Here is a 22,198-nt window from a genome sequence, read left to right as displayed (position 1 = left end):
ATGGTAATGAGAAATCAATAACTCTGCAGGAGAGGACTGAGCCCTCACCTAAGCTTTAATCGAAAACACTTTTGAGTAAAACTCAATAAGTAACAATGACATAAATAGCATCACTATCATATTGAGCGGTCCCTGTATTTTGAATGAAGGGACTAACTCAACCGCACTAGCAGGTATGTTCACAAGGATGTTCCCCGCGAGCGATTTAAGTGGGCTCATTTTAAGGATGTCGCACAATCGCCAAAGCAACACAGCGTTGCAAAAATAGAGCGCCAAAATCTGCCACGCTTCCGTAAGCGCAGGCATGATAAAGGTGTACTGCAACAACAAAAACGCTGCAACGATAGTATAAAACAGCATGATGTATTTCACTGCCTTACCTGGAATCGCCAATATGTTCGCAGCTAGGACACTGGCCAACGTTGGAAAAAGCGCACCATTTGGCACAGGCATGTAAATCCACAACGCAAAAGCCGTGACTGTGACACAAGCAGCAATGTTGGCAAAAAATATACGTTTCTCCTTGGGTAGAGACATTTTCGGCAACGCAGACGAACTTCTTTTATTGATGTGATGCAGTGGAACATCGCCTTTGCTTTCAAGAAAGTCTCGGACTTTTTCGTTAAGTTCATCAAGAATTTGCAGATCGAGCTCAGATACATTCGTCATCTCTCCAGAACTCGCTTGATCAACAATCTTACTTGCGTTGTCGACAGCTGTACTAAGCTCCACCAGCCTCTCTCGATGACGCGATAAAAAGTCACTATCTTCTACCGGAAGAGAAAGCAGTTCCTTCAATCCATTAGAGGTCTTCTTCACACTTGCATTTAGCTTGCTGATTGCTTCAAAGTCGGGTTTATCGGCCTTAAGCAAGGTTGAAAGCATTTGCAGGTCAGTCAATCCAGTTTGAGCTCGTTCGATGTAAGCTTCATCCGTTGACGTTGGCCAAACCAATCGATACACCAACGAAAATACCACCACACCGAGTACCGTATCCTGCATTCTCAATATCGCAGTATTGATAACTGAGGTACTGTCCGCCGATACGGAGCTAGAAATGATTAGGCAAACAGTAATCGCAATATTGAACATATAGCCCAACGAGCGGTGCGACTGGTAATACGCACATACCCACAAAAAGGCGGTGAGTGACGCGATAAACATCACTCGGTCTTGTGCAAACAGCCCAATTATCAGAAACGCAACAGCAGTACCTATCACCGTGCCATAGAGACGATTGCGGCTTTTTTGTGCCCAATAGCCATATATCTCTAAGGTTGCGAGAACAGTTACCGTAAGCATCGACCACGATGTTTTTGACCACCCTAACGACATAGAACAAAACATCGCGAGAATTAACGCGAGCCCGTACTTAATGGCCGCTTTCATAGACGGATTTAACATAGCTCACCTCAATCAGACAAGATCTGCACAGAAGCTGTGGTTCCGACACGCAGCTGAAGGTCATCTGGAACACGATCAAGCTTTACTTTCACTGGTAAACGCTGTGCTAACCTTATCCATTGAAAGTTAGGGTTCACGTTTGGTAGAAGTGCATTCCCCGTGCTTCCATCCACTTTTGAGATGCCGTAGCCAATGCTTTCTATCTTGCCTTCTAAGACCTGTTTGCTATCGGACAGCAAGGTCACACGTGCATTTTGCTCTAGCTTCACGTCGCTCAAATCTGTTTCTTTGAAGAATCCTTCAATCCAGAAACTGTTCTCATCGATCAGTGCGACGACAGGCGCGTTAGCAACCACTTGAGAACCTACTCGATAATTAAGGTTGGTAATGTATCCATCGACCGGGGCTTTGACCTCGGTGTATTCAAGTAACAGCGCTGCCTCTTGGGTGTTCGCTTTCGCGGCGGCTACATTTGCCTCTGCAGTCTCTACCGCACTTTCATAGTTGTTCAATGCCAATGTCGACACCGAACCTTGCACCTTATGCTCTAAGGCTTCCGCTCGATGCTGCTCATTTTGTGCTTTTCGAAGCAGTGCTTTTGCCTGTTGCTCAGCCGCTTTCGCACTCGCTAACCCTGCCTTGTATTGGCTGTCATCAACTTTAAACAAGACATCGCCCGCTTTGACCTCTTGGTTATCGGTCACGTGTAATGCGACAACCTGCCCAGTCACGCGTGGTGTTACCTGAACAATGTGTGCACGCACCTGTCCATCACGTGTCCATGGGTTTTGAACGTTATGTGTGTAGTACGCGTAAGCGCCAGCTCCTGCAGCTATAGCAAGAATCGCGGTAGTAACGGTTTTGTGAAACATAAGTCACCTCATACAAAAGGAATGAGCAGACCAATGATCAGACTCATTAAAATAAATAAACTGATATCTGCGATGGCTGGGTAAGCTAAGTGTTTATAAACGTTAAACTTAGCGAACATCGCAGTGACAAAATGCGTAGCAATGTAGGAGAGCGAAATCACCAATAGAAAGGGTGGAATGTAAATTTCGCCAATGGTTATTTCATGTGGCATATCGAATCCTCTTCAAGTGAGAGTGCATTACACCTCACTAAAGAAAACACGAACACTCTGCAGCAGAGGATTAAAGCCTCACCTATTGATAGGAACTGGATATAGGACGTCTGAACTGCATAGATAGACAGTGAATGAAGGAAAGATATTAAGTGAAGAAGCTATGAAGGTGTCGGTCAAATTTATCGCTTACGGTGACAACTTGAGAGACTCGGTTATTGCCGGAACTAGAATCTATCTAGGAGCAACCACAGTTGCTCCTATGGCTTAGAGCGTTTTTTGCCAGTATCCAACATCTAGCCAGCGGTCAAACTTGAAGCCAATTTGCTTAAAGTGCCCTACTTGCTCCATGCCCATTTTATGGTGGAACCTGGTGCTCTGATCGTTAGGTAGTGTAATGACGCTCATGACGTTCTTGATACCATCGTCACGTAATCGGCTAAATAGTTGCTCGTAGAGTCTACTGCCTACCCCTTTTATCGGACACTCAGGTGAAAGATAAACAGAGGACTCCGCCGTAAACCGATAAGCACTTCTCGCGTTCCATTGCTTGGCATAACAGTAACCTATCACTTGTCCTTGATGCTCATACACGAGCCATGGCATCTGCGAGTCAATCAGCGTCTGAATACGCTCCGCCATTTGCTGCGCTGACACAATTTCTTCTTCAAACGTGCACGTTGAATTGACTATGTAGTGGTTGTAAATCGTTGCGATAGCATCTGCATCCGATGCGGTGACATTACGAATCAAAGGGCACTCCTTGTGACATTAGCCGCGGTGAAAGATGTGGTCATCATAGGTTTGACCACCAATTTGATAGGCGTCTTTATCAACCTTGGTCAGCACAAAGCCACATTTCTCTAACACACGCTCTGAGCCTCTATTTCCTTTTGTCACAATCGCGGAAAACTTGCTGAGATCGAGATCGCGCTCCGCCCATTTGATTAAAGCTTCTAGCGATTCGGTACCAATCCCACGCTCATGAAATTCGGGCAGAAGCAAATACCCCACTTCTGCACAGTCATCAGTTACTTTAAAGCCGGTCACTCCAACGGTTTCACTAGTTTGCTTTAGTGAGATAACCAAACAGAGCCACTGTTCTGAGCCTTTGACCCATGTCGGTAGACGCTCTTCAAATCTCGCTTGTATCTCTTCTTCGCTAGGTTTATCGAAACAAAGCTCAATAACCTTGGGCTCTGTCTGTAAGCGCTTGAACAAGTCGAAATCAGCTTGGGTGATTTGCGCCATAGAAAGACGTTCAGTTTGGATAGCGATACTTTTCATTTAGCTTGGATACACCTTCTTAAAACGCTCTAGCACTAATTCACTTTCGGGCGAAAACACAACACCAATTTCGTTAGCGTACCATTCGAAAAACTTAATATGTGCCGCTTTCCACCCAGCGTATGTGCGATCGCCTTCGCCCTCTGCATAGGCGAACTCTTCGCTCACTTGATTGAACGGACATACTTCGACAGATACTAATTGAATCACACATACCGGATTCTGCTGCCAATCTAAGACAAGCGAATAGCTGCCTACTTGAGGTAATGGCTCGTCTTCGACATCCCAACCTGCTTTTAGTCCACATGATGCGGTTTTGATCCCTCCGTTGATCAGTCTGGCGCACTCGTTGGCGTTGTATTCATCGGCGCAGTAGTGCTCAGCAATGACGTTGTCGGTATCGACACTTTCAGGGTTCGGCAGAGTATCGAGAAACTGTTGGAAAAACTCTCGTTGAATCGGTGTCATGCTATAACTCCTTGACCATGACTATCACCTCACTGCCTTTATTATTAGTTTGATGAAGCTTTTTCCATCCGAGTTCTGCGTATAAACCGCCGGACAAATTTTCCGTTTGCAGATAGAGCTTCTCAACCCCAAGGGCTTTGGCTTTTTCGATCACGCTATTGACTACGATTTTCGCAACACCTTGGCCCCGATAATCGGAGTCCACATACACACCGCCAAGCCAATCCTCATAGTCAACGTAATTGGGTATTTCATATTTACGAATATGCGCAGTCGCAATCGGTCGCTCGTCATCACAAATAACTAAATGCGCTGGAATGGAGCCGTCTTGTAAAAAGGTCTCGAGCTTCTGGGTATAGCTTTCCAACGTGTTATTCGGTTCACGCTTGCCCCAAGCATTAAAATACCAATCGATCACTGTCGGCTTGTGCTGAGGCACATCAGTCAACAATACGCTACGCCATTCTTTGTTATTGGGGCGGTCAAAACTAGACATAGGATTCGATTCCCTTTTTCTGCATTAGGAACTCCGGCTTTTGAATCGATTGGAATCCAAATTGTTGGTAAAGAGAATGCGCATCGACCGTGCCAAGCATGGTTCTTCTCAAGCCCTGCAGATCAGGATGCTGTTCAATGGTGCTTAGTATTAATTTAGCGATACCTTGCCCTTGCTTATCATCGACAACAAAGACATCACTCAGATAAGCAAACGTCGCACGATCTGTAATAACACGCGCAAACCCCACTTGGCTGCCATCGTTGTCATAGGCGCCGAAACACAAAGAGTGTTCAATAGACTTTTCGACCACAGACAAAGGGACACCTTTCGCCCAATAACTGTCAGAGAGATAGCGGTGTATGAGTGTGATATCGAGATGGTTTTTATCAGTAGATACCGAATACGGCATGGTGGCTTATCTCCTTCATCCTTGAACTTGTTATAGAGATAAACAATTTACGCTTTAATATCAATGGTGTATTTGAATAGAAGCAAGCTATTTGCGGGAATTTCGGCGCATAGTAACAATCACGAAGCCAGCGAGCATCATAGCAAAGGCAACGGGCATCCCCCACAAGAGGATATTCTTACCAGACATGGAGGGTTGATACAGTACATGTTCACCGTAACGGTCAACCATATACGCTTTAACTTGTTGATTGCTTTGTCCTGATTTCACCAACTCAAATACTCGCAATCGAATATCCTTTGCCACAGGAGAATTGGACTCGATAAGGTTTTGATTTTGGCACATCGGGCAACGAAGTGTTTTCGCCAACTCTATTGCTTGCTTTTGCTGTTTGGGTGTATCGAACTCAAACAGTTCGACAGAGTGCGCTTGTGTGGCAAATACATGACTGGCGCTTAGTAAGACTGCAACAAACAATACGACAGTAGCAATAGCTATCCGGAGTTTATCCAACATTTACAGCCTCCCTTGAAGTAGAACGTCTTGAAACTAAGGCTGTCTTAGGCTTTCTAAGCAATGCGATACATGCCGATATACACACCAATAGCGCACCAAACCAAATCCAACGAACAAAGGCCTTGAATTGGATGCGAACGGCGTAATCCGTCGTATCCACTTTATCACCCAAAGAGATATAAATGTCACCATGCCAAAGTGGCGTCATTGAAGGCTCCGTCATGGTCATGACACGTACTGAGTAATGACGCTTCTCAGGAGTGGCGATCACAGTACGTTGGTCGTTTTCCTTATCAGCGAGCTCAATAACAGCTTGCTCAGCGGTAAAGTTTCGGCCTATGTACAAATTGGTGTCAACATAGCTAACTAGGTAATCTCCAAAGTCGGCTTGACTGCCGGGACCGAGCCTTTTTGTGATTTCGTATGAATACTCGGCATTCATAACGCATCCAAACGCGGCTATCGCAATACCAATATGGGCAACCAGTGCCGACAGCGATGTTTTACCTACCTTAACGATCGCTGAAATGATATGTGAGATTAGCACCCAAAGGCTCGCCCAGACAGTAAAGAGCGCCCAGTTCGACCACTCAGCCCCCACAGGCTCGTAATGCATGGTGCTGTAGGTAACGATAGCAAAAGCCAATAGCAGTGAAACAAGCAGCAGGATTACAGGCTTCCCGATGCTTGGCTTCTCGTTTGTCCTAGACCAACCGAGAAATGGCACAGCCCCCATAACGAATAAACTCGCTATCGCGATGGGCCCAAAGAGCAAATTAAAGTACGGAGCGCCAACGGAAATGTTCCCAAGCCCTGCTAACTCATAAACCATGGGATAAAAGGTGCCAAATACGACGACTGCGGTCGCCAATACAAACAAATTTGCTGAGATCAGCACTAAGAATGGTTTGGTCACCACACTAGTAATACTTGACGACTTGATAGCATCAGCCCTGTAAATAAGAGCAACAAAAGCGAGGACAAAGACCAATGTTAAGATCGCTAGTAGGCTAAAGCCTTTTGTAGGATCAACCGCAAACGCATGAACGGATGTAAGCACGCCAGAGCGAACAATAAAGGTCCCAAGAATACTCAAACAGAACGTGATAAATGCCAGAGAATAGGTCCAGAAAATGAGCTGCTTACTGCGAGCGACCATCATGGTATGCAATAACGCAGTTGACGTGAGCCAAGGAAGCAAAGAAGCATTTTCAACAGGATCCCAAAACCACCAGCCTCCCCAACCTAGCTCATAGTATGCCCACCAAGAACCTACAGCGATTCCAGCCGTCAAAAATAGCCATGCAATTAGGGTGTAGGTTCGCGCTCTAGGAATCCAATCAAGGTCAACGTGGTTTGTAAGCAGCGCCCCCAACGCCATCGCGAGAACCGACGCAAAGCCCACATAACCGATATAGAGCAAAGGCGGATGTATGATAAGTCCGACGTCTTGAAGCATCGGATTTAAGTCACGTCCTTGTAGCGGTATGACCGCATTCAACTCGAACGGGTTGGATGCCGCCAGTGTAAACCAAGCAAAGATGGCTACGATGAACTGCATGACCCAACTTGCGTGATTCTTCGCACTGTTGCGCTGCTTTGACCAAGCTATGACGACACCCCAAAGTGACAATGTCACTACCCAAAACAGCATTGAGCCTTGGTGTCCACCCCATGTAGCGGCCAGTTTGTAGCCCAGATGGAGTTGGTGATTGGAGTTATCCGAAACATAGCGAATGGAGAAATCGTCAATTGCGAATGCGTAGGCCAATACGAGGATCGCACACAACGCGAACAAGAAAGATATTGTGCTGAAGAATCGGCTTAGGGTGATTTCACTCGCGGCGAAGCGCTGAGGCTTAGCGTAAGACACCAGTCCATGCAAAACTGCGCATGAGCTCGTTACTGCAACTGTGATTAATGTGAACAATCCTATATAGCCGATCATGTAATGATTTAGTTCCTATTAAAAGATGACGTCACTCCTGCGAAGGCAGGGGTCTACTTAAAGCGCGCACCAAGCCTCCAGTAGATTCCTGCCTGCGCAGGAATGACGGTGGTTGAGAGTTTTTTACTCTCCACTTATTCCTATTCAAAGCAGTCGTCACCCCTGCGTAGGCAGGGGTCTACTCAAAGCGCGCACCAAGCCTCCAGTAGATTCCTGCCTGCGCAGGAATGACGGTGGTTGAGAGTTTTGTGCTCTCCACTCATTCCCGTTAGAGAAATCGTCACCCCTGCGTAGGCAGGGGTCTACTCAAAGTACGCACCAAGCCTCTAGAAGATTCCTGCCTGCGCAGGCGCACGGCCAGTGGAATGACGCGTGTTGGGAGTCCGCATTAAACATCTCCCCCTAAACCACCGTCATCTGCCCCGCATACAACACAAACGTACGCAGCATCAGCACCCCAATCAAGCTCAAGGTCGTCACCACGAGAATAAAGCCGTGATTCAACTTCACTTCACCTGGGCTGAAGTAGTTTAGCCCTAACGGCAGCAGCATCCCGATACCAATCACGCCATACCAGAACCAGCTAGACCAGAAGCCGCCTCCAATCGCATTCCATGCTGCTACTTCGTTTTGACCACCACTAAAAATAAGACCAGTAAAGAAAGTGACAATCACAAACAACTCAAACAGCACAACTGGACGCTCAAAGCTGTGCACCCACTTAACGCTCGGGCTATGTGAATCTTCTTTAAAGACCAAAATACCGAAAAGCAAACTTGCCGCTGCGCCCGAGGACAAGCTCGAGAACAAGAACAAGATTGGCAGTACTGGGTTATTTAGCATCGGGTACGTTTTAAGCGCAGACAATAAGAAGCCCGTATACGCCGCCAAAACAATGGCTAAGAAACCTAAAAACAGCTCTAATCCGTTTTCAATTTTCTCCAGCTTGAGCAAGATAGTCTCGACAAAATCGAACTTACTACCCAACACATCCATGATTGGTTTTCTGAAGATCATACCAATCCAAACAAACAACACCGCCATGTAGACTTGGAATAAGATGACACCCATCGACATCACGGAGGATGGGTTGTAGTAAATCATGATTTTCCAGAACTCAAGCGGCTTAGTCAGGTGGAATACCAGGATAAGCAAACCAACAATAATGCCGAACGGCGCGAGCCAAGCCATCGCCTTCATGATGCCATTTTGCGCTGGGTCGCCTTCGATAACCTTACGCTTGAGGTAAATGGCAATTAGAGCGGAGCCTGCTGACATCCCTGCCAAGAAGAGATAGATCGCAATAATCCAGTCCCAAACAAGGGAGTCGAAATGAAAGGCTGTTTCCCACGTACTCATACTACACCTCCCCCTTGTGGAATGCGGCTTTGAACAGCTTAGGTTTAGTACCCAAATGTTCCTTATCGCGATAAATCACTTTGATACTCAGCATTTTGTTAATGTCGCTATTGGGATCGTTCAAATCACCGAACACCAGAGCTTTGGTTGGACAGCTCTCTACACATGCTGGCAGTTTGCCTTGCGCCAAATTGGTATCGCGGCAGAAATTACATTTGTCCGCTGAGTGATTCTCAGGATGGAAAAAGCGCACTTGATATGGACAAGCTGCCAAACAATAACCACAACCGACACACTTTTCTTTGTGCACGTCGATAATGCCTGTCTTCTCATCTTTGTAGGCAGCGCCTGTTGGGCACACATAAACGCACGGAGGGTTTTCACAATGCTGGCAGGACTCACGAGTGAATCGATATTCGACATCAGGATACTCACCAATTGGCTCTGAGCGGTGGATTTCCAGTCTGGACACACCTTCAGGCACCTTGTTCACCTCACGACATGCATCGGTACAGGCCGTACAGCCAATACAGGCATTTTCGTCATGAAGCATGCCGTAACGCACTGCTTTTTCAGTGTCGTCGCTTGCGACTGAATTACGTGCCGTTAGCACTGAGGTCGTTGCCACACCTGTGGTAAATATTACAGCTCCAGTACCGGCAAGGAAGTTTCGTCTTGAACAACTCATATTACTTGCCCTCCTCTTCACGTTTTTCATTGAAGTCTTTATGGCAATCGACACACATCTTGATTTTGGCTTTGTGGTCGTAAGAGAGCACTTTCGCTTTTTCTGCGTGGACCGAGTGACAATTGGTACACGTTAGATTCTTCGCGTGCACATCATGAGTCCAGCTGTCCTCACGCAAGTATTGCGGCTGGTGACAGTCAGTACATCGGCTGTTTGCTTTAAGAATAGCTTCGGGATCTAGCCACGTTTTATCTGTGCCCGGCTGTGACTGAGCGGCATGATATTTAACAACGGTTGAGGCGCCATCACGATGATCAGGTCCGATATTACTGTGACAGTCCGTACAGCTTGGTGCCGCACCTCTGATCTCAACCACATTCTCGCCGTGCGAGCCTGCCAGAGTCTGTTTGGAGTCTTTGTGACACTGAATACATTTGTAATCCTTATCACGTATCAACTCCACCTTATGCCTTGTAGAGTCCCCTTCTTTAATGAGGGCTGCATCGTCGGCTAAGGCATTGAGTGAGTAACCACAGAGAATGAATGCTAGGAGGGTCTGAAGCATCATCACCATGGTCAATTTTACATTGCCCATTGTATCCTTTCCTTAAACCCAATATTGCGAACCTATACATTCACCTATCAGGTTAATAACCAATGACTTTTCCTTTCAATAAACAAACCAATAACCGCCAGTCTGTTATTTACACAGAAATGAAATCAATTCTTATTTAGGATGAGCCACAACGCTTCACGAATAAATAGTAGTACGACACTGCTTAATCCCCTAGCACCCAGCGTTCAATTAGTGAGCAATGTCACCAATATTTGTGTGTGAATTTTTACATAAACCATTGTTTTTAATGAGAATGAATTTCACCTAAAAATGCCAACACCTACCCCTTTAGGGTTAGTTAAAAATAGATGTGAACTCAATCACTTAGTTAAATTGATCTAAAACAGTAAATGGTTCGAGATGTAATCAAATATTACTAACTATGAGGTAATATAAACACGTCTATATAAGTTAGACATCTCCAAGTCTTGTTTAGGAAATTCGCCCCACAACGCATTTCAAAAATTAGAATATGGAGATACCATCGTGAACAAGCACTGGATTATTAGTTCCGTTGCTGCATTAGCTATATTAGGCGCCGCGAGTGTGCCCGCTTTTGCTGCCTCTGAAAAAGAGTTAATGGACCCGAGAAATCAGGCCTACGAACAAGACCACCCTGACCAATACCAATCCTGGAAGCAAACCAGTGAGAGTGTCGAGATCGAAGATGCGCTCGCTCATGACCCGAACATGGTGATCCTGTGGGCAGGTTACGGTTTCGCTAAAGACTACAACAAAGCGCGCGGGCACTTCTATGCCCTTGATGATGTGCGCCAAACCTTAAGAACTGGCGGTCCAACTGATCCGAAATCTGGCCCAATGCCTATGGCATGTTGGAGCTGTAAAAGCCCTGACGTCGCTCGCGTCATCGATGAGCGTGGCGAGGACGGCTATTTTGAAGGCAAATGGGCGCGCTTAGGTGCAGAAATTTCAAACCCTATCGGTTGTGCCGATTGTCACGACACTCGCAGTGACAAATTCAAAAACGGTGAGCCAGAGCTTGCGCTAACGCGCCCATACGTTGAGCGTGCCTTTGAAGCCATTGGTAAGAAGTTTGATGAGCAATCTCGCCTAGATAAACAAGCATCGGTTTGTGCTCAGTGTCACGTAGAGTACTACTTCACAGGCCCAACGAAAGCCGTGAAATTCCCATGGGATATGGGCACCTCAGTAACAGAAATGGAGCAATACTACGACGCGCTTAACTTTAAAGACTGGCAACACGCTGTTTCTAAAGCACCAATGCTAAAAGCACAGCACCCGGGCTATGAAACTTGGCGCGATGGTATCCATGGCAAAAACGGCGTAGTTTGTGTTGATTGTCATATGCCGAAAGTAACTAAAGAAGATGGTACAGTCTATACAGATCACAAAGTGGGTAACCCATTTGACCGCTTCGAAGATACATGTGCAAACTGCCACACCCAAAGTAAAGATCAGCTACAAGGCATAGTATCAACTCGCAAAGCGCAAGTGCTCAACATGAAGCTGACTGCAGAGAAACAAATCGTTGCTGCGCACTTTGAAGCCGGTGCAGCATGGGATGCAGGTGCGACAGAAGAAGAGATGAAACCAATCCTAATGGATATTCGTCACGCACAATGGCGTTGGGACTACGCAATCGCTTCTCATGGTGTCCACATGCACGCCCCTGAAGTTGCACTTGAAGTACTCGGTACCTCAGTAGACAAAGCGGCAGATGCTCGTGCGAAACTGATTCGTTTGCTTGCGAAGAAAGGCATTACTGACCCTATCGAAATTCCTGACATTTCTACTAAAGAGAAAGCGCAACAAGCTCTTGGAATGGATATGGACAAGATGAACGCTGAGAAAAAACACTTCCTTGAAACCGTGGTACCAGAATGGGACAAAGAAGCAGCGGTTCGCGAGGCTAATTACTAATGTTATTGGCTATCTACTCGCTTTGTTAAAGAATGAATGTGTGATCCATTCGAGATAACTGTAAGCCCCAACCCATTGGTTGGGGCTTTTTGCTAGAATGTTTAGTACGTAAGTATCTGAAACCGCTTTGTGTTTCGAAAGGCATGAGTCATTCATACTCTAAAGGAACCCCATGAAAAGACGTCTTTTGATCAGTTTATGTTTAGCCTCATCATTCTCTTTCGCAGGCACCTACAACAGTGTCTCTGTTGGTACAACGAGCGAAGGTGGTTTTGGCGTCGGTTTGTATTACGACAGAAACCTAAGTTACGGTTTCTACGCCAACCTCGCCGGTGGCACTGGTCCGAATAATGACGACTTTGGACTTAACGTGGGTCTTGTTAAGTCTCTAAGCGATAACTTTGTGGGCTACGCGGGTATCGGGGTTGCCAACCGAAGTGAAGAGAAGATTTCAGACCTGCCTTTTAAAACTTATGAATCAGACCTACGCTTCAACGGCAACATAGGCCTGTTAATTAAAACGGGTGTCACAGGCTTCACGGCAGACGTTGGTTACAACACAGGTCTAGAGGCAGCCTACTTTGGACTGGGCTACACCTACTAGGATTACCAATAGTTCTCACTAGAGAAGTGCCCTGGCTTTTTGCGCAGATGTTTGCTTAAACCAAGCTCTGTTAACGCGGAGCTCGTGTCTTTGACCATCGCCGGATTACCACACATAAATACGAAGCTATCTGGTACCTGTAAATTCATCCCTACTTTTGTCTGTAGCTCACCGCTCAACAGAAGCTCTGGTATCCGCCCTGACAAACTCTGCTCGTGATGCTCACGGGATACAATCGAAACAAACTTAAATTTTTCCCCCAACCTAGATAAGGCATCCTTAATGGTTTCAGCATAAACCAATTCGTCTGCAGTTCTGACTGCATGAGCCAGCACCACATTGTCAAACCGGCTTGTTAGTGTTTCGTCATCTAGCATAGACAGAAAAGGACCGATCGCCGTACCTGTAGAGAGCATCCACAAATCTCGCGCGTAGTCAGGTACTTCTTCAATAGTCATAAACCCCGAAGGCTGTTTTCCTACAAAGACTGGATCACCAGAATCAAGCTGATTAAGTTTTGGCGACAATTGTCCGTCGCTATCGGCAATAATTAAAAATTCCAGATGCTGATAGCCATATTCATGGTTAGGGTGATTTACCATAGAGTAGGCTCGGCGCACCCACTCGCCCTCTTCGTTACGCAGACCCAGTTTTGTAAACTGACCTGCTACGTACTGTTCTATGGGCGCTGAAACTTCAAGACTGAACAAATTATGAGTCCACTGCTTTTTCGCAAGTACTCGCCCTTCGACTAAACCATTGGGAATGTCTGTCATATCTCATCTCCGATACAGGAACGCATAAAGCTCTTTCATCATAGAAGTAAACTCAGTAAAAATTAACTACATTATGTTTAAGGACTTATTCGACGATTAGACAAAAACTTTGCGATTTTAAGGAAAGAAATCGAGCGGACTCCGGTCTACGTATAGTGTGTGTTGTAAAAAGGATTTTGAGAGTGCCCATGAAGCCATGTTTTCCGTCTGTTCCATTTAAAGGTGTTAGTGAGAGCCCTGTGAAGTACTGGCTCCATGAATATCGTGATACAAGGTTAGATTTCACGGATTCTCAGAATACCGCCCTTTCACGGCTTCTTCCCTTACTAGTCTGTGGTGAACAAAGCTCACAATGGGTGTTCTATAACGAATCTCAGCGTGAGTTGCCTGAATCACTTTCCTCTGCTCGTGACGACTTTGAGCGAATCGTTGCCGATGAACAGTATCATGAGGATGCGCTTGAATTAGTGCAGTCACAGTTAGAGGTACCGGAAGACGTTGTTGCGATAAAGCGACGCAGCCAACGCTTTTTTGCGTCGCTTGGTTCAAGGAGGACATTTGAAGAACATTTCGCGCAGATCGCCTGTCTTGATGCCCTGGTCTGCAAAATAATGTTGTATCTAGAAAAAGGCCGATTAGACCAACATCATCCGTTTGTGCTCTTGTGTCGTTCCATTAAACAAGATGAGGCAAGACACGTTTCCGCAGCCAAACAACATGCTTTAGCGCTAGGCTACGACCGCTCGGAATGGAAAGCCCTCAACACACTCATTTCCGAGAAGTTATACAAACTATTGAATAGCGAGCGAGAAGCCTTCGAAGAGCTAGGCATTACTATCGAGCACATCTTTGATTCTAGGGAGAGTTAATCAATGAGCGCGACTTTCTTACCGGGCAGTGTGTCACTGCTCGCCGCAAACCATTTGTTTCCAGATCAGCATCTTACCAACGCACAATTGCTTGATGCACTCGAACGTCTATCAGGCAAAAGATACGCGAAAGTTGCAGCTCGTATCGCACCATTTTTAGGAATTGAAGGGCGCCACTTTTCACGCAGTATTTATTCCCATACCAGCGTCCCAACGCCAAGTAACTCCGATCTTGTGGTGAGTGTGATAGGCAATCTACTTGAGCAATCCAATACCAGTTTGGACGCTATCGATTATCTGATAGGACACACTACCACCCCAGACACACAGCTCCCGCCTAGCATCGCTTGGGTAGCGGAGAAGCTTCGCTATCATGGCCCGTTTATGGAATTAAGGCAGGCGTGCACCGGTTTTTCTAGTGGATTGCAAATCGCCATCCCACGTCTCGCTATGCTCCAAAAACCAGTGATGATCGTTGGCAGTGAAACAGGGTCAGTCTACTTCGACTATAACGAAGACTTTCTCGACCAGTCACAGCTCGTTAATTACATGCAAATGGGCGATGGTGCTGGCGGTGTTATTATTGCTCCGGAAAGTGAGCAAGGAATGGGTAAGATTTCTGACTGTTTCACCGGACAGATTGGTGTTGAGCAATCACCCGGTTTATCTCTCGATGGCGGTTCTATGTCGGTGTATACCCAAGAGGGCAAAGCGCGCTTTCATCACGATGCCACGAATGTGAGAAAAAGTGGCGAAGCGCTATTTCAAGCCAGTATTTTGGCATTAAGAAGTCGAGGCTACGAGCTGAATGACTTTGACTACATTATTCCCCACCAAGCCAGTGGACGAATAGACATCATGCTAGCCGAGGCGCTAGACATCGATCCAAATAAGATCGTCAACGATGCCAAACATTGGGGTAACCTGGGCTCAGCCGCGATTTGGTGCAGTTTCTCTAAACTCGTGAACAGTGGGAAGCTATTCCAAGGAAGCAAAGTGGTTATCTTAGGGGCAGAAGCGACTAAGTATATGTATGGCGGGTTTGTTTACACCCACGGCTAGAACTTGCTAGACACGGTAGCCACTTCCTATATGGTGGCTACCTCATTCCCTTAGCCTGATTGATCTTCTCGATGATTGCAGCCCGATCGATACCCACTCTGTTCGAATCTAAAATCTGAGTCCACACACGAATCGCCTCATCGTAATCCGCATTCAAAAAGTAATCCGACGCGATAAGTTGCAGCGCTGTGTCGTTGTCACTATCTAGCTCTAGTGCCTTATCAAGGTAACGCTGAATATCAGGTGTAATAGACTGAGAAGACTGGTAATACAGCGCGGTTGCTAACGCAGCATATTGACCAGCATAAGGCATACTAGAAAGGCGAATGGAATAATTGAAACAGGTAGCCGCTGAATCAAACTCCAAGCTTTGCATATATAGCTGACCTAGCTTAAACCAGGATTCCGAATCATTAGGAGACTCGGTTAGTGAGTTTTGCAGGTCAATCATGGCACTTTGATGGTTGGGACGCTCTTGTTGCATTTCTTGCTGCGGCAGCGGCATTCGCCATTGGCTCCAAATCAAAAAAGACAAACCGACAATCGCCAAGCTTGAGAGGATTGAATAACCAATCCGGCTTTTAAGACTGGTTATTTTAGTCAGACATAGATAGGCGACAACAGAAACGACAACGCCGCTCAACAACACAAAACTCAACATGTTAACGCTATATTCTTAATTGGATTAATCTGAGTACATTGTATCGGTTAGCGAAGAACAGCGCTGTGAGTTAGTACTCTGTTCTTCACCAGTGACGACTCAAGTTGAGGATTTTAGATTCATTTCGAAGCGAAGCTTATCCACACACTACTGAATACGCCTACCCGAGTTTGCATCCAGTCTACAGCTAGAACACTCGACGTTTCAACCCAGCGCGTTCAAGTACCCGAGTCGAGATCTCTTCGACTGACAGCGATGTGGTGTTGATATAAGGGATAGCTTCGCGCCTAAACAAAGCTTCGACACTCGCTAGCTCCTGTAAACACTGCTCTGTGCTCGCATACTCGCTACCCGCCAATCGATTTTCGCGGATTTCGGTCAGGCGCTCAGGGTTGATCGTTAAGCCAAACAGTTTATGCCTATGGATCTCAAACTCTGGCATTAGACGCAGTCGCTTGATGTCGTCGTCGATAAATGGGTAGTTAACGACTCGAAGACCAAACTGCATCGCTAGATAAAGACTTGTTGGCGTTTTGCCACTACGCGACACACCCAGAAGTATTAAGTCTGCCTGCTCTAGGTTTTTCAGTGAAACGCCATCATCGTGCGCTAAGGTGTATTCGACAGCGGCAATGCGGTCGAAATACTTAGCGGAATCTTTCCCTACACTGTGTGAACGCTGCAATTTTGGCTTTGGTTCCAGTTGTAAATCACTTTTAACTTGAGCTACCAAACTTTCTAACACATCGTAACAAAACGCTTGCGAAGCAAGTAATCCTGCTCGAATTTCAGGCACCACAATCGAGAAAAACACTAAAGGTTTCACACCGTTACGTTCATAAGATTGATTAATTTCTCTAATGAGTTCATCGAGCTTATGCGTGCTCTCTACGAAGGGGAATGTCTTTTCTTTGGCTTTGAATGGAAATTGACCTAGGACTACGTGTCCCAATGTCTCACAAGTAATCGCTGTACCGTCAGAAACGTAGAATACGTCACGACTTTGACTATCATTTTTCATTTTTTATTTAATTTTTCAAATTAATTTAAGTAGGATGCATTACATAATATCGATAACAAACCCTAGCATTCAATAACGTTCCCCCACAGTTTGTAAAAATAGTTAACTATTTTTTCACTGAATACGTAATCGTTTGCTATATCCTACAGCTGCAATGTTTCTGGAGAAAGACATGCAAAACAACACCCTTTGGTTCAATGGTCTGTCCATGGACGATGTCGATAAGGTCGGCGGCAAAAATGCTTCGCTTGGCGAGATGGTATCTAATCTTGCTAACGCGGGTGTTTCAGTGCCAAATGGCTTTGCGACTACGTCCTATGCCTTCAACCAATTCCTCGATTTCGAAGGATTGGATGAGCGCATTCACGGACTATTAGACGAACTTGATGTTGATGATGTTGACGCACTGCGTAAGACAGGCGCGACCATCCGTCAATGGGTATTAGAAGCCCCCTTCCCTGCTGACCTAGAGCAGGATATTCGAACTAACTATCAAGAACTCATCGAAGGCAATGAAGAACTTTCTGTCGCAGTGCGCTCCTCCGCAACTGCTGAAGATCTTCCTGATGCCTCCTTTGCGGGTCAACAAGAAACCTTTTTGAACGTAAAAGGCATTGATGCAGTACTTGAAGCCACTAAGCATGTCTACGCGTCTCTGTTTAACGACAGAGCGATTTCCTATCGTGTACACCAAGGATTTGACCATCGTGGTATCTCGCTATCAGCGGGTATTCAACGAATGGTTCGATCAGACAAAGCGTCTTCGGGCGTGATGTTTACGTTAGACACTGAATCTGGCTTCGACCAAGTGGTATTTATCACTTCGGCTTGGGGTCTAGGTGAGATGGTAGTACAAGGCGCCGTGAACCCTGACGAGTTCTACGTTCACAAGCCGCTATTAGAGCAAGGTCAAGCGCCTATCGTTAAGAAGACGTTTGGCTCTAAACTCATCAAGATGGTTTACTCTGACAACCAAGAGATTGGCAAACAGGTAGATATCATCGATACGTCTGATGAAGAACGTAACCAGTTCTCTCTGAACGACGAGGAGATCAAAGAGCTTGCGAAACAAGCAATGATCATCGAGAAGCACTATCAGCGTCCAATGGACATTGAATGGGCGAAAGATGGCATCGACGGCAAGCTATACATCGTACAGGCTCGTCCTGAAACGGTATGTTCTCAAAGCGAGCAAAACGTGATTGAACGCTTCCAGCTAAACAACAAAGCGGATGTGTTGGTTGAAGGTCGTGCGATTGGTCAACGTATCGGTACGGGTACCGTTCGCCTAGTAGATTCCCTAGACCAGATGTCACTTGTTCAAGAAGGCGATGTGCTTGTCACTGACATGACAGACCCGGACTGGGAACCAGTAATGAAGAAAGCGGCAGCGATTGTGACCAACCGCGGCGGCCGTACTTGTCACGCAGCGATCATCGCTCGTGAACTTGGCATTCCAGCTATCGTGGGTTGTGGTAACGCTACCGACAGTCTAGAAGACGGTGCAGTGGTTACTGTGTCATGTTCTGAAGGTGAAACAGGCTACGTGTATCAAGGTGAATTGGACTTTGAGATCCGCCGCTCTGCTGTTGACGAGCTGCCACTGCTGCCTACAAAAGTGATGATGAACGTGGGTAACCCAGACCGTGCGTTCGACTTCGCTCAAATCCCTAACGAAGGTGTGGGCCTTGCGCGTCTTGAGTTCATCATTAACAAGATGATTGGTATTCACCCGAAAGCGCTACTGAACTTTGACCAGCAATCTCCTGAGCTGCAGGCTGAGATCACTCAGCGTATTCGCGGTTATAAAGATCCGATCGATTTCTATGTCAGCAAGCTGACTGAAGGCATTTCAACGATCGCAGCCGCTTTCTGGCCTAAGCGTGTCATCGTCCGTATGTCTGACTTTAAGTCAAACGAGTACAGCAACCTAGTGGGTGGTAAAGAGTTTGAACCACACGAGGAAAACCCAATGCTTGGTTTCCGTGGTGCTTCTCGTTATATCTCACCCGTATTTGAAGACTGCTTTGAGCTTGAAACCCAAGCGATTAAACGCGTTCGTAATGAGATGGGACTGAAGAACGTTGAAATCATGATCCCATTTGTTCGCACGCCTAGCGAAGCCGCTCAAGTTATCGACCTACTTGCGAAGTTTGAGCTTCGTCGTGGTGAACAAGGCCTTAAAGTCATCATGATGTGTGAGCTACCATCAAATGCGGTTCTTGCAGAAGAGTTCTTGAAGTACTTCGATGGCTTCTCAATTGGCTCAAACGACATGACTCAGCTAACGCTCGGTCTTGACCGTGACTCTGGCGACGTGGCGCATCTCTTTGATGAGCGCAACCCAGCAGTAAAAGCGATGCTGAAGATGGCTATTGATGCTGCCACCAAAGCAGGCAAATACGTTGGTATTTGTGGCCAAGGTCCATCGGATCACGATGATCTTGCAGAGTGGTTAATGGAACAAGGTATTAGCTCTGTATCACTAAACCCAGATACGGTGATTGATACTTGGTTGAAACTAGGCAACGTAGCGAAATAATCAGACTGAGTAGCTCCACTATTTAAGCTGATTACAAACTAACAGTAAACCAAATGCCAGGGTGTAAACTCTGGCATTTTTTCATTTACCACTTGTTCATCAAGCGAACGCGCGCATCGTTTTACATCAACATCGCTTGCAGGGTGCGATCCTACATAGGCGAGTTAGGCGTCACTAGCATCTCTTCTAAAATACCGGCCTCTATTTCCAACCTTAAGAAGCCAACTATGTGGAACAAGCTAAACAAATCCATGATGGTCTGCCAGATGCTATTTGGTCTATCGTTCTATGGCGTTTTAGTCAGCCTGACGCGATTCTTTCTAGAAGACCTTAACTACAGTGAAGCCGATACCATGATGGTAGTTGGCGCTTTCGCCGCTATTGGTCCCCTATTTGCCATCGCTGGCGGGTTTATTGCCGATAAGTTACTAGGCGCCTACCGCTCGCTCACCATCAGCTATGCTGCATTTACACTAGGTTATCTACTTTTGGTCCTAGGCGCTACGACGCTTCATGTTCCTATGGCGATGGCAGGTATCGCGCTGGCAAGTTACGGACGTGGCTTGATGTCTCCGTCTTACCCTAGCCTTTACAAGCGCACGTTTGCCACTCAAAAAGAATTTGAGCATGGCTTTCCGATTAACTACTCGGTCAACAATATCGGTGCATTCTTAGGACAATACCTGTTCCCAATGATCACGCTCTATATCGGATTTAGCGGCGGATTTGCGCTATCTGCTCTGATGGCTGTTGTTGCTTTGTTTGTGCTGATAACACTGAACAAAAAGTTCAAACCACTTGGAAAGCCAATTGATACCGAACACGTATCGCTGAGAGCTTGGGGGATCTTTTTTTGCTCTATCGGCCGCTATGATTGCATTGGTGTTCTTTATGTTCTCCAACATGGATGTCGGCCAGAACATTGTGTATGCCATTGGAGTCGCTGCCATTGGATACTTTGTGTTTTTGATGTTTAAGGTGACGCGCTCTGAGCGACTAAAAATGGGCACCATCCTCATTATGACATTTCTGACGACATGCTTTTTCGTCTACTACGGTCAAATGATGACATCGATGAACATTGTTGCCATGAACACACTTAAAGGTGAGTTGTTTGGTTTCATTCCACTCGAACCAGAAGCCGCAATGGCAATGAACCCATTGTGGTGTATGGTAGGTGGTCCGATTATCGCGACCCTATTTAGCCGCCTAGAAAAAAACAATATTCACTTGTCGACATCGACCAAGATCGCCGCAGCGTTTGTCTTTACTGCGATTGCATTTGGCATCTTAACCTACTTTATCTCAACAGTTGGCGAAGACGTTGCGATCAGACCTGAAGTTTTCCTCGCAGTTCACTTCTTCCAAGCAATGGCTGAAGTCGTGGTTGGCTCTATGGTTGTGGCTTTTATCTTGTCGGTTGCACCACATCACATCGAGAACTTCTCTGTGAGTTTGTTTTCTGTCGCGATCGCCTTAAGTGGTATTGTTGGAGCAGCGCTATCCACCAATATCGCACTAGAAAAGGGGCAACAACTTACCCAACATATCGCTCAAATTGTGTACGGTGAATACTTTCAACTGCTAACTGTTATGGCGGTTGTGATGATTGGTGTCGCGCTAGCTGCATCGAAAGTTATCCATAACATGTTAAAAGCCGCAGCAGAAGCTGAACTGGGCGCTGGAGAGTTAGTAAAGCAGTAAAAGTGCAGAAACTAGAGCGGCAATCCGATGGTTATTGCCGCTCACAAATAGATTAACCTTGATGCGTAATCAACCAAGCCTCTTCAGCAAAGCGGGTCAATCCTTGCTGAATACGACGGTGATTACTATCTGCTTCATCACGCTCTAGAAGTATCACTTCAAACTCATCGCCAAAGTGCTGCGCCACTTCTGAACTTGGTACGCTGTAAGGAGGGCCCGCCATTTCACTTTGAACATAATCAAGCGTGATAAGTAGAATACGACCACCCGGTTTCAGAGACTGTTTTAATTTCTCAACGTATTGTTCGCGCAGTTCTTCCGGCATTGCGATGAGAGCAGCACGGTCGTAGATAAGCTCTACAGGTTGAATCGGTGCGGTAAAGTAGTCGCCGACATAAATGTTAAGCTCATCAAACTGGTACAACTCAAACTGACCGCTAATCGGCGTCACCATCGGAGTGTAGAAATGTTCAGCGAAAAACGAACGTACGGCAATTTGGCTAAGTTCTACACCTTGAATGTCTTCATGGCGTTGGGCAAGCCAGACAAGATCTTCAGACTTACCACAGAGTGGAACGAAAACCTTGTCTTCGCGTTTTGGGGATAGTCGGTCCCAGTACTTAATGAGTAATGGGTTTACATCTTCTAAGTGGAAGCCAATTTTATTGGCCGCCCATTTGTCGTGCCAAAGTTCAAAATCGTTCATTTATGGTTCATGTCGGTTGTAGATAATGGTTAACGTAGAGTTTACAGAGTGCAGACAAAATGTCACACCCAAT

Annotated in this window: 22 protein-coding genes and 1 pseudogene; 6 read left to right on the top strand and 17 right to left on the bottom strand. The window is 46.1% G+C overall.

Annotated features, from left to right (window positions below):
- Positions 1–48 precede the first annotated feature (48 nt).
- From AC6I8Y_RS07690 to nrfB, 13 genes are all read right to left on the bottom strand, one after another.
- Entirely contained in the window at positions 49–1,404 is a 1,356-nt protein-coding gene (locus AC6I8Y_RS07690; protein WP_498021327.1) for an FUSC family protein, read from the bottom strand.
- Positions 1,405–1,412: 8 nt separating this feature from the next.
- Entirely contained in the window at positions 1,413–2,276 is an 864-nt protein-coding gene (locus tag AC6I8Y_RS07685; RefSeq protein ID WP_498021325.1) for an HlyD family secretion protein, read from the bottom strand.
- An 8-nt stretch (positions 2,277–2,284) separates the two neighbouring features.
- Positions 2,285–2,488, bottom strand: coding sequence for a DUF1656 domain-containing protein (locus AC6I8Y_RS07680; protein WP_042475600.1), 204 nt, complete (start codon positions 2,486–2,488; stop codon positions 2,285–2,287).
- A 267-nt stretch (positions 2,489–2,755) separates the two neighbouring features.
- Positions 2,756–3,241, bottom strand: a complete 486-nt coding sequence (locus tag AC6I8Y_RS07675; RefSeq protein ID WP_498021323.1) for a GNAT family N-acetyltransferase — start codon at positions 3,239–3,241, stop codon at positions 2,756–2,758.
- Between the two features lie 18 nt (positions 3,242–3,259).
- Entirely contained in the window at positions 3,260–3,775 is a 516-nt protein-coding gene (locus AC6I8Y_RS07670) for a GNAT family N-acetyltransferase (protein WP_498021321.1), read from the bottom strand.
- Positions 3,776–4,243, bottom strand: a complete 468-nt coding sequence (locus tag AC6I8Y_RS07665) for an ASCH domain-containing protein (protein WP_498021320.1) — start codon at positions 4,241–4,243, stop codon at positions 3,776–3,778.
- A gap of 1 nt (position 4,244) precedes the next feature.
- Positions 4,245–4,739, bottom strand: a complete 495-nt coding sequence (locus AC6I8Y_RS07660; RefSeq protein ID WP_498021319.1) for a GNAT family N-acetyltransferase — start codon at positions 4,737–4,739, stop codon at positions 4,245–4,247.
- Positions 4,732–5,151: a GNAT family N-acetyltransferase gene (locus AC6I8Y_RS07655; RefSeq protein ID WP_498021318.1), complete on the bottom strand. Its 420-nt coding sequence runs from the start codon at positions 5,149–5,151 to the stop codon at positions 4,732–4,734. Before AC6I8Y_RS07655 ends, AC6I8Y_RS07660 begins: the two co-directional genes overlap by 8 nt.
- An 87-nt stretch (positions 5,152–5,238) precedes the next feature.
- Complete coding sequence (locus tag AC6I8Y_RS07650) at positions 5,239–5,667, bottom strand: cytochrome c-type biogenesis protein (RefSeq protein ID WP_498021317.1); 429 nt, start codon at positions 5,665–5,667, stop codon at positions 5,239–5,241.
- Positions 5,657–7,615 (bottom strand): heme lyase CcmF/NrfE family subunit, encoded by a 1,959-nt coding sequence (locus AC6I8Y_RS07645; RefSeq protein WP_498021316.1) that lies wholly within the window; start codon positions 7,613–7,615, stop codon positions 5,657–5,659. Before AC6I8Y_RS07645 ends, AC6I8Y_RS07650 begins: the two co-directional genes overlap by 11 nt.
- 402 nt (positions 7,616–8,017) lie before the next feature.
- Complete coding sequence (gene nrfD / locus AC6I8Y_RS07640; protein WP_234493803.1) at positions 8,018–8,974, bottom strand: cytochrome c nitrite reductase subunit NrfD; 957 nt, start codon at positions 8,972–8,974, stop codon at positions 8,018–8,020.
- A gap of 1 nt (position 8,975) precedes the next feature.
- The gene (gene nrfC, locus AC6I8Y_RS07635) at positions 8,976–9,662 is read right to left on the bottom strand and encodes a cytochrome c nitrite reductase Fe-S protein (RefSeq protein WP_234493804.1); all 687 of its coding nucleotides are present in this window, start codon (positions 9,660–9,662) and stop codon (positions 8,976–8,978) included.
- A 1-nt stretch (position 9,663) separates the two neighbouring features.
- Entirely contained in the window at positions 9,664–10,257 is a 594-nt protein-coding gene (nrfB, locus tag AC6I8Y_RS07630) for a cytochrome c nitrite reductase pentaheme subunit (protein ID WP_234493805.1), read from the bottom strand.
- 504 nt (positions 10,258–10,761) lie between these two features.
- Here nrfB and nrfA point away from each other — a divergent pair.
- Both nrfA and AC6I8Y_RS07620 read left to right on the top strand, forming a co-directional pair.
- On the top strand, positions 10,762–12,180 hold the full coding sequence (nrfA, locus tag AC6I8Y_RS07625) for an ammonia-forming nitrite reductase cytochrome c552 subunit (RefSeq protein WP_394152391.1): 1,419 nt from the start codon (positions 10,762–10,764) through the stop codon (positions 12,178–12,180).
- Between the two features lie 172 nt (positions 12,181–12,352).
- Entirely contained in the window at positions 12,353–12,784 is a 432-nt protein-coding gene (locus AC6I8Y_RS07620; protein ID WP_252014369.1) for a hypothetical protein, read from the top strand.
- A 2-nt stretch (positions 12,785–12,786) separates the two neighbouring features.
- On the opposite strand, the gene AC6I8Y_RS07615 is transcribed toward AC6I8Y_RS07620, so the two are convergent.
- On the bottom strand, positions 12,787–13,560 hold the full coding sequence (locus AC6I8Y_RS07615; protein WP_498021315.1) for a ferredoxin--NADP reductase: 774 nt from the start codon (positions 13,558–13,560) through the stop codon (positions 12,787–12,789).
- A gap of 188 nt (positions 13,561–13,748) precedes the next feature.
- On the opposite strand from AC6I8Y_RS07615, the gene AC6I8Y_RS07610 reads away from it, so the two are divergent.
- Both AC6I8Y_RS07610 and AC6I8Y_RS07605 read left to right on the top strand, forming a co-directional pair.
- The gene (locus AC6I8Y_RS07610) at positions 13,749–14,429 is read left to right on the top strand and encodes a hypothetical protein (protein ID WP_498021314.1); all 681 of its coding nucleotides are present in this window, start codon (positions 13,749–13,751) and stop codon (positions 14,427–14,429) included.
- A 3-nt stretch (positions 14,430–14,432) separates the two neighbouring features.
- The gene (locus tag AC6I8Y_RS07605) at positions 14,433–15,491 is read left to right on the top strand and encodes a 3-oxoacyl-ACP synthase III family protein (RefSeq protein ID WP_498021313.1); all 1,059 of its coding nucleotides are present in this window, start codon (positions 14,433–14,435) and stop codon (positions 15,489–15,491) included.
- Between the two features lie 37 nt (positions 15,492–15,528).
- Here the strand turns inward: AC6I8Y_RS07605 and AC6I8Y_RS07600 are convergent, their stop codons facing one another.
- Together AC6I8Y_RS07600 and ppsR are read right to left on the bottom strand one after the other, a co-directional pair.
- Positions 15,529–16,152 carry a TPR domain-containing protein gene (locus tag AC6I8Y_RS07600; RefSeq protein ID WP_394152242.1) on the bottom strand — a complete coding sequence of 208 codons (624 nt, stop codon included), beginning with the start codon at positions 16,150–16,152 and terminating at the stop codon, positions 15,529–15,531.
- 187 nt (positions 16,153–16,339) lie between these two features.
- Positions 16,340–17,173 carry a posphoenolpyruvate synthetase regulatory kinase/phosphorylase PpsR gene (gene ppsR / locus AC6I8Y_RS07595; RefSeq protein WP_234493812.1) on the bottom strand — a complete coding sequence of 278 codons (834 nt, stop codon included), beginning with the start codon at positions 17,171–17,173 and terminating at the stop codon, positions 16,340–16,342.
- A gap of 154 nt (positions 17,174–17,327) precedes the next feature.
- Between ppsR and ppsA the strand changes: the two genes are divergently transcribed.
- Positions 17,328–19,715, top strand: coding sequence for a phosphoenolpyruvate synthase (ppsA, locus tag AC6I8Y_RS07590; RefSeq protein ID WP_394152240.1), 2,388 nt, complete (start codon positions 17,328–17,330; stop codon positions 19,713–19,715).
- 227 nt (positions 19,716–19,942) lie between these two features.
- A pseudogene (locus AC6I8Y_RS07585) lies at positions 19,943–21,419 on the top strand (peptide MFS transporter).
- Between the two features lie 52 nt (positions 21,420–21,471).
- Here AC6I8Y_RS07585 and AC6I8Y_RS07580 read toward each other — a convergent pair.
- Positions 21,472–22,125 (bottom strand): thiopurine S-methyltransferase, encoded by a 654-nt coding sequence (locus AC6I8Y_RS07580; protein ID WP_498021312.1) that lies wholly within the window; start codon positions 22,123–22,125, stop codon positions 21,472–21,474.
- Between the last annotated feature and the right edge of the window lie 73 nt (positions 22,126–22,198).

It is taken from the genome of Vibrio sp. KUL78 (assembly GCF_059725505.1).
This window is presented reverse-complemented; position numbering and strand designations above follow the sequence as displayed.